The sequence below is a fragment of the Pseudanabaena yagii GIHE-NHR1 genome, from assembly GCF_012863495.1.
Lineage (GTDB): Bacteria > Cyanobacteriota > Cyanobacteriia > Pseudanabaenales > Pseudanabaenaceae > Pseudanabaena > Pseudanabaena yagii.
Map to the genome: position 1 here is coordinate 48586 of NZ_JAAVJL010000005.1, position 13999 is coordinate 62584.

Sequence of the window (13999 nt, forward strand, 5' to 3'; positions counted from 1 at the left end):
ACACTTTGATAGACACCCCACTAAATTAACTTTTTTATTATAATATCAGCAACTACATATCCTTTATTTTGTGAAACCCTATGCCAGCAAATGATAACTGTGATCCTTCAAAAACAACTGAGGTATCAGCATTAGGAGATTCAGGATCAATAGCTTTATCTGGAAGTGTTCAAATTTTAACTCTTTTAGGTGCAAGTGTCGCTGCACCTCTTGGACTCGCTCTTACTGCTGTTGGTGCAGGTGGAACTGTACTACTTGGGGCTTGGCAAATGGAGCAGCAAAAAAAATTCATAGAAAAAATCACCCAAGAAATATCTAATATTGACAGCAAAAAATTAGATAAAGAAGTTTTGGAGTCTTCCGAATTCAAAGAAATTGTGGTTCGTATTTACAATGAGGCAGGTCTAGCATCTTCACGTAAACAAAGTACTTTTGCAAAGGGTTTAGTTAACTCTGTTCTTTATCCAAATAGTAAACTTACTGGAAAACTAATTTTTATTCGTATAATTGCTTCTTTGTCAGATGAAGAATTACAGATTTTGGAAGTCATGAAAATGCTTGGATGGACAATGTACCATTTCTTGGGAAAGACTCTATTCAAGAGTCTCTCTTAGATTTAGATATTAAACAGATTCAGGTAGCTTGTCAGGGACTTGTTCAGCAAAGTGTATTAGAATCCATAAATCCTGACGTTTGGGGATTAAGTATACTTGGTAGACAGTTGGTCACTTGGCTAAGTGGCAAAGAAGAGCAAGAAGACTTTGAAAATCGTCAGAGATCTTATATAACAGGACTTAAAGGAAACCTTAAATCAGAAATAGTTACAGAAGTACTTCGTGAAAATGCTATGGCAAGCTTGCGAAATTCTGGGCTTTGAGATATCTAGTACTTGATTAACACGATAACCTTTCAAAAATATTTATGTACTACTCAAAGCCTTAATAAACTGTACTAATTCTAAGCTTTTAATAAATCTAGCAATTGACGCATATCATCAAAAACTAACTTTGCGCCTGCGGCAATCAATGCCTCATGATGAGAAGAATGGCGATCGCTTGGTGCATAACCCAACACTCGCATCCCTGCGGCAGATCCCGCCTTTACACCTGCTACCGAATCCTCAATCACCACACAACTCTCTGGCACATAGCCCATCTGACTAGCAGCATGGAGATAGACATCAGGAAAAGGCTTCGGGCGATCGACATGGTGACAGCTATAGAGCTTTCCATTGAAATGCTCTAACAATCCTGTTAATCCCAAAACTAATTCGATATGCCGAGGACTACTATTGGAGGCAACACATTTTGGTAGAGTAAGTTCCTTTAACACATCGACAATTCCCGCAGTCGCTTGCAATTCTTGTTTTAAGGCAGCAATTTCTCTCTCCTTAGATATTTCTATCCATTCAGCAGGAACGGGTCTGCCATTGCTTTGCTCAATTATCTCCAAACAGCTTGCATAGGACAGTCCTACAAATTTTTGCGTGACTTCTTCATAGGTAATCGCAAAACCTGCTTCCGTCAAAGTTTCCGCAAAAACACGATTGACGATGATTTCGCTATCAACCAGCACGCCATCACAATCAAAAATCACCAGTTCCAAATTCGACATAAGATTAGTTAATAGTTACTTTTTACGGAATTGATTCCACTAGCCAAAGCCCCAAACTCTTGTCTTGAAATTCTCCATTTCCCTCACTACACTGTTCGTTAATTAGATATAGTGGCGGTGGGAAATTAAAGGGCGGAAGTGTAAAGTTTAACAAGCGCCAATCACCCGTTATGATATCTTCATTTAGTTCACAATTTGGGAAAGTGGTTGTTAGTAGATAGTTAACCCGATTGCGCTTGATGTTAATAATTGTGCGCTGAATATCAGCAAAAGAGAAATGCACCAAACAATCGCGACAAAAGAGCAGATCAGCCGAAATTAGATCATCTTGGGTGATATCTAACGACATAAATCTTCTATTCAATTGTCCATACTTTTCTTGATTTTGGTTAATAATTTCAGGGATAATATCAGCACCAATATAACTTACAGAGGAAAGGTCAACAAACTGCATCCAACTAAAATCGCCACAGGGTAGATCTAAAAATGTGCTGATTTGTAATCTTTGCAATAACGATGGTAATTAAGTCTGAATTTGTTGCGTTTGCGTTGTACTAGCTCCATCTCCTGAGATCGAATCTTGACCACTCCAATGATTAGTTCTGTAAATATTTTGAAAAGTATCCTTAATTGAATACGCAATTCCTTGCCCTAACAACTTCTGAAAATGATAGGGATCAAAGGGAACATTTTCTCTACGATTGTTTGACATAATTAACTAATTAAGGAGAGGCAGGAATTTGTAATGATTTTGTTTCGCGATCAATCCAACGGCTGACGGATGGTAACTGTGCCGAGAACCATACTGCACCTAGAATACTTAAAATGCCGCAGATAATCAAAGCATTAGTTGCACCAAAGCTATTGGCTAACGTACCTGCAAATAGATTCCCAAAAGGCATCATCCCCACCATTGCGAGGGCATAGAAACTCATTACTCTTCCGCGTTTGTCCTCCGTAACTAGAGTTTGGATAATCATATTACTACTGGTAATTTGCAGAATAGTGAAGCCGCCCGTAAAGACGAGAATCACAATTGATAGCCAAACCTGTCGCGACAGAGAGAAGGAAATTAAACTTATACCGATCGCTACTTGAGCGAATACGATTAAACGTTCCAATCCTACGATTCCGCGCCTGACGCTGAGATATAAACAGGCAAAGAATGAACCAATCGGAGCAGAAGTACTCAGATGAGCCATAGTTGTGGCATTTCCATTTAAAATTTCCGCAGCAAACACAGGCATGAGCGCAATGTGCGCCATTCCCACCAGTCCTTTTAAGGCAATCATCAACAGGATCGCACGGATCGGCTGCGTTTGGGAAACATACACAAACCCCTCTCGTAATTTCTGAAAAGTCTCTCCTAAGCTAGTACGGATATTGGAATGAATCACAGGAAGCCGCATTGCTTGCAGAGTCAAAATTGCAGGGATATAGCTAATTGTGTCGTAGAGAAAACAATATTTTACCCCTAACGTTGCTACCAAAATCCCGCCCACCGCAGGTCCTAGCACGAGAGAAGAACTCAGCATCACCGAGTTTAAGGCGATCGCATTACTACTATCAGCGCGATCGCCCACGGTTTCGGTGACGATGGTATGACGCACGGGCATATCTAACCCTTTAATCATGCCGTTAAGGACACTCAAAACTAACAGGATTGGGAAAGTAATTAGATTGGTAAAAGTCAGAATTGTTAAAGCGAGAGATACAGCAATTCCCACGATCTGCACAAACATCAATAAATCGCGCCGACTCCAGCGATCGCTTAATACGCCCGAAAAGGGAATCACAATTAATGTAGGCAGAAATTGCACAAATCCTGCTACCCCTAGCATCCATGCTGAGTGGGTCAAATCATAAACCAGCCAAGGAATCGTTAACTGCTGGGTCATGAATGTCCCAGACATCGATAGCAACTGTCCGCCAAAAAACAGGCGAAAGTTCTGCCAACGCATCGCAGGTAAATAGTGATAAATGATGTTGATTATGCGATCGCCTAGCGGTCTACTCTGATTTGCCATGCAGCTTCTTCTTTATGGTCTACTAATAGTTAGGTTGACTAACTATCTTATAATAATAGCAATTATTTAACTGTGCTAGCTAACACGCTTAACCAATAGAGCGCCATCAAAGAGAACTTGCTTTTCGCCAAAATCTGTGAGACACTTGCGGTCACTCAGCCGCCCCATGTCAATGTCAATGAAATCTTGATTAGACCGACAGAACAGGAAAATTAGGATAGAAAAATAGTGAACAATATTCAAAGCTTTTCGCTCAATTCGGAACAATATGCCAAACATAGACCTCAATACCCCGATGAGCTTTTTTTATTTTTGAGCGAAATTTCCGAACATCACGAGCGCGCATGGGATTGTGCAACAGGAAATGGGCAAGCAGCTATTTCCAGTGCAGAATATTTTTCCCATGTTGAAGCAACTGATGTTAGTGTTGAGCAAATTCAAAACTGCATCACCCATCCTAAGATCAACTACAGTGTTTCTCCTGCTGAACATACTCCATTTAAGAATCAGTCATTTGATTTGATTACAGTAGCTTTGGCAATACATTGGTTTGACCAAGAAAAGTTTTTTCAAGAAGTGGAACGAGTACTAAAACCCAAAGGTATTTTGGCTGTTTGGGGTTATGGTCGGTTAGAAGTTGAACCCGAAATTGATGAAGTTACTACTAAGAATTTACTTGAGCCGATTGAACAATTTTGGGCAAGCGGCAATCACCAACTAAGGAATCGTTATCGTGATTTAGTTCTTCCATTTGATGAAATTAACATCCAAAAGACTTTTTCAATGAAGGTAGAATGGAATTTACAGCAATTATTAGGGTATTACCGTACTTGGTCGGCGGTGAAACGCTATGCAGCAGAACTTGGAAACGATCCAGTTGAACAACTGGAGCTAAAATTGCAAACAATTTGGAATGAGCCTGATAAAACTAAATTAGTACAATGGCCTCTGTTTTTAAAAGCCAGCCGAAAGCCCACAAGTTAAGAAATTGATAAGTCTAAAGACTTCACCTTCAAAAAATTCTGAGTAGTGCTTTGCGCCACTTTACTATTTTGGCAAATTCAGAACAACACGAGCATCGGGATCTTTCTCTAACACTCGTCTCACCGCAGGACGTTGAATTAAGCGATCTTTATGGGCGGTAAATGCTTGTAAATCATGGACGGTAAGCTTTTGGCGTACACCTGACCAGTAGAAAATTAAGGCATAGGGATCAGCGATCGTGTATTGATCGAATAGCCATTCTTTCCCTGTAAGTAGGCGATCGATTTCCTGAAGATAATTCCAAAAGGTATTACGCCCAATTGCTTGAATTTCCGCAAATGCAGATTCATCGGTGGTGTATTGATGAGGCTGCCTGATATGACGATGGGCTACATGAACACTGGAAGCAAAGAAGGCAGCGAGGGAAATAACTTGTGCTTTCGTAAAGGTATCGATTGGTAGTAGTTTGGCTTCAGGGAAATGTTCGGCAAGATAGTAGAGAATGGCAACGTTCTCAGTCAATATGGGTTGATGATTAACTTTCAAGGCTGGCACTCTACCGCGTGGATTAATGGCAAGATAGGCTTCAGTTTTCTGTTCGCCATTGGCTAAATCCACTCGTTGAGCTTGATATTCAATTCCTGTTTCTTTGATCGCAATATGGGAAGCGATTGAACTCGATCCATAAGCGTAATAGAAAATTGTCATATCTTTTATCTTTTTGTCCTTTTCGTTATAGATACGTTCAATGTATTTTAAATTGTATTAACTCACCTACAAGAGCAGCGCTCACACTTAACCTAAAGTAGAAATCTGCGGTATTTGGTTATTAGTTTCATCTAGCGATCGAGCGGACTAATTACGCCTTTTCCACCCCGATTCAGCACATGGGTATAAATCATGGTTGTTTTCACGTCTTTATGTCCCAGTAATTCCTGCACCGTGCGAATATCATAGCCATTTTCTAATAAATGCGTGGCAAAACTATGACGAAAGGTATGACACCCCACCCGTTTTTCTATTTTTGCTGCCCTTACAGCCTGTTTCAATGCCTTTTGGATACCGCTTTCATGAATATGATAACGACACATCAATTCGCCACGAGGATCTTTAGCGATCGCACTAGAAGGAAACACATATTGCCAAATCCATTCTTTCGCCGCATTGGGATATTTTCTACTCAAAGCAAAAGGTAAATGCGCTTCCCCATAACCCCGAGCCAGATCTTGCTGATGAATACGTTTGACAATCTGTAAATGTTCTTGAAGTTGCTCTACAACATTGCGAGGTAGCATCGTGACTCGGCTTTCCATACCTTTGCTATCACGCACCATAATTTGTTGCTGAGCAAAGTCCAGATCCTTTACCCGCAGTTGCAAGGCTTCATTCAGCCTCAATCCCGAACCATAAAGCAGCTTGGCAACGATCTGATAAACGCCCGTAAGATTGTTTAAGATTTCTAAAGTTTCCGCAACAGTTAAGACTGTGGGTAAGTTACGAGGACGCTTTGCCCTTACTGCATCAAGGTTAAGACCTAACTCAAGTTCTAAGACTTCTCGATACAAGAACAAAATTTCACTCAAAGCCTGATTTTGCGTTGAGGCTGCCACATTTTCATTGACTGCTAAGTGGGTCAAAAAAGCATTAACTTCATCGCCACCCATTTCGCTAGGATGACGCTTGTTGTGAAACAAAATAAATCGCCTGATCCACTGCACATAGGTTTCTTCGGTGCGGTAAGAATAGTGCTTCACCCGTATGCGATCTCTAACGCGATCTAACAATTTTCGAGGCGGCGGCTCAGCTTGCATAATGAAGTTATCCAGAAACTAATCTAAATAATATACTATGCTGTCAGGCTAACACGCCATTTGGGTGATTAGGCAGAATTTTTCCGTCTAATATCCTATATAGGTTAGATAGCCAGAATTTTTCTGCATAACATCCCCTATAGGGTGATTAGACAGAATCTTGACTTTCAGCCTATATCGCTTATAGTCAGATTAGACAGAAATTTTCCGTCTAATACATAGTTAGCTGGCTTCGTACAAAGACCTTGCACTAGTACTTCGAGGTTATTGGTGAGAGCGGAAACGCCCAGAAGGTTGTCTACTGTGACAGCAGTTCGAGAGGAGCGGTAAGGCTCAAAAGCCCTAAGAGGCAATCGATGAAATTAGAATAATTAGGAGCAGCAATCAATACTAATATGCGATAAAGGTTATGTGTAAAATTCTGGTGGTAGCTTTGACTATGCAGTTGTTTGGTAGAGCTAGCAAAGAGGTTAATGATGTTATATGACCAATTCTGATGAACAGCGCAGCAAGTTCAATATTAATATTGGGCAAGTAGAAGGTGGAGATTTTCAGATTGGAGATCGATACTATAGCCACCTTTCTGAAACTACCTCTTCAAAATTGGAAGTCTCTCAAGGCACTGGTGAGTCGGATTCCAAGTTGAGCAACTTGCAGAAAACGATCCTCTTCCTTGCTTCTAGCCCCATTGATCAAGCAAAGCTTCGATTAGAGGAAGAGGCACGAGAAATTGATATTGGGTTACGTCTAAGCAAATATCGGGATCACTTTACACTACAACAACGATGGGCAATTCGCTCTGACGATTTGAGGCGGGCGTTATTGGATTTTCAGCCTCAGATTGTTCATTTTTGTGGGCATGGGAGTGGTATGGCGGGTTTGGTGCTAGAGGATAAAGTGGGGAAAAGCCAACTTGTTCCAACAGAGGCATTGTCAAGTTTATTTAAGCTGTTTGCTAGTCGAGGGCTGGAGTGTGTACTACTTAACGCTTGCTTCTCTAGAGTTCAAGCAGAGGCGATTGCTGAACACATTCCTCATGTAATTGGCATGAGTGAGGCGATTAAAGATGTAGCAGCAATCAAGTTTGCAATCGGATTTTACGATGGTCTTGGCGGGAATATGTCTTATGAGGAAGCTTATGAGATGGGTCGTGTGGCAATTGCTCTTGAGGGCATTCCACAAGATTTAATTCCAGTATTAATCCGAAAATCCGATTAATGGTTGTGAATTATTAACTATCTGAGCCAGCATAGCCCCCATGATTGACCCAGAGAAGCTATCAGCGATTTTTGAACGAATTGCCAATGGTGAAGAAACCAAAGGTGATATAGAGATGCTGCGGCACTCTCTCCGCACAGGTCAAGATCGAGAGCGACTACAGCTAGGTAAATTTGTCATAAATATTGATCGTGCCGAAGGAATTCAAATTGGCGACCGCATCTACCAAGGAGCAAATGCAGAAACTATTAGGACAACTTTACAAGAAGTTTTACAGGAAATCTCGATTCCTAATCAGCAAATCAGTGTTAATGATTTAGGCAAACTAAGTAATGTACTGGAACTGCCTCCTCACTATTTGCCTCGGACAGAAGATATTGAGGCATTGAAAGCTTTGGTGCTGCGAGGAACTAATCAAAAGCACTTTACTCATACAAATCTATTAAGCTACTTAGCAGGAAGACTGAAGAGTAATAAGCATAAAAAGGGAGTGCTCCCAACCAAAGAGACTGTCGTGATGACGGGCACATCTCTAAAAGTGGGTTTGCAAGGCATGGGTGGTATTGGCAAATCCGTCTTAGCAGCAGCACTGGCTAGAGATGAAATAGTGCGGCAAGCATTCCCTGATGGTATCATTTGGGTCACCATGGGTCAGGAACCTGCCTTAAACGTGCGGCAAACCCAAGTTGCTAGAGCATTTTTGAGGAGTCAACCCACTTTTGAAGATGTGCAAGCAGGAAGGGCTTTTTTAAGTGACTTGTTGGCATCCAAAACTTGTCTATTGATATTAGATGATGTCTGGCAAGTAGATCATTTAGCAGCGTTTAATATTTTACCTGCTCAGTCCCGATTACTGATTACTACTCGAAATGGGGAACTAGCAAGAGTCATTGGAGCACAAAGCTACCAGCTAGACCTTTTAAGCAATGAACAATCACTTCAGCTACTGGCTAAGAGTTCTGAGCAAGAACTGACCACTCTACCTGAGGAGGCAAAAGCTGTAGTGCAAGAATGTGGTAATTTGCCTCTAGCATTGTCGATGATAGGAGCGATGGCACGTCGTAATCCAGGGCGGTGGGGAGGTTTACTGAAAAGACTACGGCAAGCCGATCTGGATAAAATCCGTCAACAGTTTACAGACTATCCCTACCCTAGCCTTTTGCGGGCAATCCAAGTCAGTGTGGATGACTTAGAGCCAGAAATACAAGCCCGATACTTAGACTTAGCAGTCTTTCCAGAAGATGTAGCAATTCCCTTATCAGTACTACAAACCTTTTGGAGCACCATAAACTTAGATGGTTTAGAAGTAGAAGAATTAGTTGAATCCCTTGTGAACAAGTCACTAGCTCGTCAGGATGAGGAGGGACGAATCAGCTTACATGATTTGCAACGAAGCTACATTGGTAAGCAAATTTTACAGCCAGTAACACTCCATCAAAGATTGTTAGAAGCTTATGAAGCTCGATGTTATGGCAAGTGGGCAACAGGCCCAAATGACAGCTATTTCTTTGAGCATTTAGCGTATCACTTGAAGCAAGCGGGACGTGAGAGGGAACTCTATCAACTGCTAACCACATGCCCAGAGTGGATGGAAGCAAAGTTTATTGCTTGTAAAGGAGATACAGCATATGCTGCTGATCTTGAGCTTGCATTGGCAAACTTTGCTGATCCTTTGGATATGGATCAAGTTGTAACAGTGGTTCAACTTCATACATCTCGACAAATTGTGCATGAGCGCGTTAGCCGTTGTATTGATGATTATTTAGAAACTTTAGTTTGGTTAGATCGAGAAACTGAGGCTTTAAATCATGCACGTTTGCGAGCTAATGCAAACTCAAAGTTCGAGAGTCTTATGAAAGTATATAGAGTACTCCAAGCAAAGAACAAAGTAACCTCCGACGTTCTAGATGAAATAAAAGTTGTAGCCAGAGCAATTGAATCTGATGAATATCGAGCCAGAGCATTGAGTGAACTTGCAGTTTTGCTGAGTAACTTAGGACAGGAATCTCAAGCACAAGCAACCTTTGTTGAGTCTGAAAAAACTGTAAGAGCAATCAACGATGATTGGCACCGAGATATGACACTACAATATCTTGCCAACGCCTTTATTCAAGCAAAGCGTTTTGACGATGCTGAAAGGATAGTTCGAGAAATTAGAAGAGAAGAATACCAGGCAGAAGTAATGAGTAATTTAGCTTCTGCTTTGGCAAGAAACAAAGATTTTACTGAGGCTGAACGTAAATCTAATAAGATTAAAGAATCGCGATCTCGTGTAGAAGCTCTGAGTAGTTTGGCAGAAGCTTTATATAGAGATGGAGAGGAAAGAAAAGCCGATACCTTCTTCTCAGAAGCTGAACAAATAGGTCAAAAAATTGACTACAGCCCATTCCAAGGATTGGCTTTTCTAGCACTAACCATTTCCTTGGCAAATATTGGACAATTTGAGAAGGCTGAACATATAGCTCGATCTATAAAAGAGGATAGCAGTTGGCGACCTGTGGCTCTATCTCAATTGGCAGGAATCTTAGCCAAAGCTGAGAGATTTGATGAGGCTGAACGAATAGCAAGAGGAATTGAGAACCAAGTTAGTGACTCAAAAGCAGAAGCCTTGACTCAGATAGCAGTTTCACTAGTACAGTCAGGAAAATTTAGTGAAGCTGAACAAATAGTGGTAACAATAGAAGCTGACATAAGAGAACAGATAAAATCTTTGACCCAGTTAGCGACTGCATTAGCTCAAGTGGGTCAAATCGATAGGGCAAGAATAATTTTTGAACAGGCTGAAGGGTTAACTCGAATAATTGAGCCTAGCACGAAGCAGATACAGGCAGTAAGGGCAGTAAGTATTGCTTTGTATTATTTAAAGCACCAAGCTCAAGCTTATACGGTTCTCAATCAAGCTGAGAAACTAACCCGATCTCTTCAACCTAATTGGAAACGCCTAGAGCATCTTATAATTTTAGCTAATATTCTAACTTTATTAAAACAGGAGGAAAGGGCGAAAAAGATATTAGTTGAAGTAGAAGATGAGTCGAGAATAATTGATTCACAAAGCACTCCCAGTAATACGTTAAGCGCTGCACATCACTGGGCTGCTCGGAAAAATGGTTGGGAACCTTTACTTTTGCAATTAGTTGAAGCCTTGACACTTGCAGAAAACTTTGGCGAAGCTGAACGAGTAGCACGAACAATTGAGTTTCCCTTGCATCGTGCAGAAGCTCTAGCTACTCTCATAGAAGCTTTAATTAAGGAAAAGTGTGTAGATAAAGCCAGTGCACTTATTTTGGAAGTAGAAGAAATTGCCCAAATGATTGAAAGTAAATGGGGTTCTTCTTGGGTACGCAGAGCATTAGCTAACAGCTTGACAGAAGCAGGAGATTTTGATAATGCAAGACAGATTGCCGAAAAAATCATAGAAGGTCAGGAACGAGTAAACGCTTTTTGCAAGTTAGCCGTTGCTTTTCATGAAGCAGGACAAGAAATACAATCTAAGACAATTTTTGATGAAACAAAGCAAATGCTGAAATACATAGGTCGAGGTAGAGATGGCATTGAAGCAATTGAACATTTAGCAGTTTCTCTTGCTCAATCAGGGCACTTTTCTGAGTCTGAAAAGTTTGCAAGAATCTCGGAAGGTATCTCAAATGGAGCAAGTGCATTAAACGTGTTGGTCAATGAAATGTCCAAATCTGGAAACCTAACTGAAGCTGAGCGATTGATCCACATGATTGACAATCCCTTTAATAAATCTGAAGCTTTGAGAGAATTGTCAAGTTGCCAGTTACAAGCTCAACGATTTACAGATGCACTCACTAAATTTGGCTTGCGAGGAATAGATGAATTTATATATACCATAGCTAGTCAAGATAAAGCTTTTGAAGGAATCAAACCAGGATTATCAATAAAAGTCCTTTTAGAAGTTATTCGTATTGCAGGCTGGGTACGCTCAGATTGGGAAGAGATGGATAATATTCTCAAGAGATCCCTCAAAGAAAGTAATAATTGAGAATTCAGAACGATGCAAAGGTTGTACTGGAGGCTATTGGTGAGCCTGAAAACATCGAGGAGATTGTTTGTTGTGCAGCAGTCTGTGGTAGCCCAAGATGACTCAAAGCCTCCAAGAAAAGTTGGTGAGGATAATAACGAGAGGGTATCTGTGGGAGACGTAGGGTTGAGTAGATGGGGGCGATCAGCGGCGAAATCCAGCTAACACTGCATGGCAGCGGACGGGCGAAAGCTGTTGGTGAGGTCGCTAAGGTTGCCTGCCGCCGCTGCATTTTGCCGTTATGCCAACCCGCGAAGTCAATTAGAGTTGTCTATTTTCATCTGAGATTAGGCGAGCAAAAATGAATTGCTTCGTTGATGAGTTACGATAAATTACTGGCGATCGCAAAGTCAATAAACTTATATGTCTGATGTTACATGGAACAATTTGGCTAGATATAGGAATCTATAGACTTCCACGTAACATCAGTTAGTTAGATTCTAAGCAAGAACTGGTTCTGCTTTCAACTCTTCAGCTTTTTGCTTCAAAACGCTAGGCAAATTGCTGTTAAATACTTCACCTTCAACGATTTCTGAACGGAAGCCATCGGGACCGACGGGAATATCTCCAGTGATCGTAGTGCGATAGAGAACACGCTCAACATCTAGATGATCGAGATCTTGAGGTGCGAGGTGAGCAGTGGCGCGGTTATCCCAGAAGGCAATATCGCCATTGTTCCAACGGAAGCGAGTGGTGTAGGCGGGCTTCTTGATTTGGTTGAAGAACAACTCCAGCAAGAGCTTACTTTCTTTGCGAGAGAGTCCAATAATATGAGAAGTGAATCCAGGATTGACAAATAGAGCCTTTTCGCCAGTTTCAGGATGCACGCGCACCACAGGATGGATCGAAACAAGAGGATTAGCGGCAATGCGTTGAGCATATTTGCTACTGGGGGGAAGTTGCAAACCTGCATTGAAATGATGTTGCGCCTTCAGCTTATCAGCGAGTTCACGAATAGGTTCAGACAAACCTTCGTAGGCTGCAACCAAGTTTGTCCAAGTGGTATCTCCACCGACACTAGGAACATTCACAGCCCGCAAAATCGAACCTGCGGGAGGATTAACGGCGGCAGTAACATCTGTGTGCCAACGACTTTCATAGCTGGATTTTTGCAGTCCATTACGGCGTTCAAAACGGCTGCGATCAATAGGAAGGATTTCAGGATGATCAGCGATCGGTTCATCTTCGTGGGGATGCGCGTAGGTCACTTCGCCAAAGCGTGAAGTGAAAGCAACCTGACCTGCATGATCAAGATTTTGATTGCGGAAGAATACAACTTTCCATTTTAAAAGCGCATTACGAATATCTTTGATGATTTCATCGGATAGAGGCTGAGACAAATCTACACCTTCAATTTCTGCACCAGTGAAGGTAGAAGTTGGCTTAACGACAATGGACTGATTACTCATGTAAATTCTCCAGAGTTATGTCTCTAAATTTGGTCGATGATTAAAAATACTACTGTAAATCTATCGACAAGCCGTAGTATAGAGTTATCATATTTTTAGAGTCAAGTAATTAGTGATACTAAATATTTGTATTCCATAAAATTAGGTAAACAAAGCAATGGGCTTAAGCCCATTGTTCGCAATATCTGTAATCAACAGCAAACCTATAGGAGTTAAGAATATGACCGTCGAACAACGCTCTTTTGATACTGCCAATGGAACTTTTCCCTACTTGTTTTCACCTGCAACAGCCAGTGAATCTGCACCCTTGGTACTATTCCTGCATGGCGCACGCGATCGCGGTAATGATTTGAATGTTTTGCTGAAGTGGGGCTTACCACTGTTTGTGAATGAATCGCAGTCATTGCCCTACTTTTTTGCTGCTCCTCAACTGCCTGCGGATCAAACTTGGGTCGAACGGGCTGAGGATGTGATTGCATTTCTCGATCATTTGCTAGCGAACAATTCGATCAATCCAGCACAGGTGATCATCGCAGGGTTTAGCCTCGGTACAGCAGGTACATGGCATATCGCGACAACCTATAGTGATCGCTTTGCGGGTGTGGTTGCAGTATCAGGTCGTGTACCTCAAGTGATCGCGGAGAAAGATCTCGCCAAACTCAAGGATATTCCTGTACAGGTATTCCAAGGTGGACAAGACGCGAATATTCCCATTGCCGATGTGGAAAAGTTTGTGGAGACTTTGCGTGGTCTTGGCATATCTGTAAATCTAACGGTGTTTCCTGAAGGTGATCACTTTATTGCCGATCAGGTATATAGCGCTCCAGATTTACAGCAATGGTTTATTTCGCAAACTCGCCGTGAATTAGCGATCTCTGCTTAAGAAAACAA

The 13999-nt window shown here is 41.5% G+C and carries 13 protein-coding genes; 6 read left to right on the top strand and 7 right to left on the bottom strand.

Features of this window, described 5'->3' with window-relative positions; translation table 11 throughout:
* Positions 1–80 precede the first annotated feature (80 nt).
* Positions 81–614 carry a hypothetical protein gene (locus HC246_RS24165; protein ID WP_169365987.1) on the top strand — a complete coding sequence of 178 codons (534 nt, stop codon included), beginning with the start codon at positions 81–83 and terminating at the stop codon, positions 612–614.
* Complete coding sequence (locus tag HC246_RS24170) at positions 563–877, top strand: hypothetical protein (RefSeq protein ID WP_169365988.1); 315 nt, start codon at positions 563–565, stop codon at positions 875–877. The genes HC246_RS24165 and HC246_RS24170 overlap by 52 nt, the downstream gene beginning before the upstream one ends.
* 80 nt (positions 878–957) lie before the next feature.
* Here HC246_RS24170 and HC246_RS24175 read toward each other — a convergent pair whose 3' ends face one another.
* The 4 genes from HC246_RS24175 to HC246_RS24190 form a co-directional block, all read right to left on the bottom strand.
* The gene (locus HC246_RS24175) at positions 958–1614 is read right to left on the bottom strand and encodes an HAD family hydrolase (protein ID WP_169365989.1); all 657 of its coding nucleotides are present in this window, start codon (positions 1612–1614) and stop codon (positions 958–960) included.
* Positions 1615–1636: 22 nt separating this feature from the next.
* Positions 1637–2068: a class I SAM-dependent methyltransferase gene (locus HC246_RS24180; RefSeq protein WP_169365990.1), complete on the bottom strand. Its 432-nt coding sequence runs from the start codon at positions 2066–2068 to the stop codon at positions 1637–1639.
* Positions 2069–2137: 69 nt separating this feature from the next.
* A complete protein-coding gene (locus tag HC246_RS24185; RefSeq protein ID WP_169365991.1) occupies positions 2138–2326 on the bottom strand; it encodes a hypothetical protein in 189 nt (62 codons plus the stop codon).
* A gap of 10 nt (positions 2327–2336) precedes the next feature.
* A complete protein-coding gene (locus HC246_RS24190) occupies positions 2337–3641 on the bottom strand; it encodes an MFS transporter (protein WP_169365992.1) in 1305 nt (434 codons plus the stop codon).
* A gap of 228 nt (positions 3642–3869) precedes the next feature.
* Here HC246_RS24190 and HC246_RS24195 point away from each other — a divergent pair, with 228 nt between their 5' ends.
* A complete protein-coding gene (locus tag HC246_RS24195; protein ID WP_169365993.1) occupies positions 3870–4625 on the top strand; it encodes a class I SAM-dependent methyltransferase in 756 nt (251 codons plus the stop codon).
* Positions 4626–4688: 63 nt separating this feature from the next.
* Here the strand turns inward: HC246_RS24195 and HC246_RS24200 are convergent, their stop codons facing one another.
* Positions 4689–5333, bottom strand: a complete 645-nt coding sequence (locus tag HC246_RS24200) for a glutathione S-transferase family protein (RefSeq protein ID WP_169365994.1) — start codon at positions 5331–5333, stop codon at positions 4689–4691.
* 131 nt (positions 5334–5464) lie between these two features.
* Positions 5465–6436, bottom strand: a complete 972-nt coding sequence (locus HC246_RS24205) for an integron integrase (protein WP_169365995.1) — start codon at positions 6434–6436, stop codon at positions 5465–5467.
* A 483-nt stretch (positions 6437–6919) separates the two neighbouring features.
* Here HC246_RS24205 and HC246_RS24210 point away from each other — a divergent pair, with 483 nt between their 5' ends.
* Positions 6920–7654, top strand: coding sequence for a CHAT domain-containing protein (locus tag HC246_RS24210; RefSeq protein WP_169365996.1), 735 nt, complete (start codon positions 6920–6922; stop codon positions 7652–7654).
* 40 nt (positions 7655–7694) lie between these two features.
* Complete coding sequence (locus HC246_RS24215) at positions 7695–11660, top strand: NB-ARC domain-containing protein (RefSeq protein ID WP_169365997.1); 3966 nt, start codon at positions 7695–7697, stop codon at positions 11658–11660.
* A gap of 479 nt (positions 11661–12139) precedes the next feature.
* Here HC246_RS24215 and HC246_RS24220 read toward each other — a convergent pair whose 3' ends face one another.
* A complete protein-coding gene (locus tag HC246_RS24220) occupies positions 12140–13108 on the bottom strand; it encodes a TauD/TfdA dioxygenase family protein (protein ID WP_211167950.1) in 969 nt (322 codons plus the stop codon).
* A 220-nt stretch (positions 13109–13328) separates the two neighbouring features.
* Here HC246_RS24220 and HC246_RS24225 point away from each other — a divergent pair, with 220 nt between their 5' ends.
* Positions 13329–13991 (top strand): carboxylesterase family protein, encoded by a 663-nt coding sequence (locus tag HC246_RS24225; RefSeq protein ID WP_169365998.1) that lies wholly within the window; start codon positions 13329–13331, stop codon positions 13989–13991.
* Positions 13992–13999 lie beyond the last annotated feature (8 nt).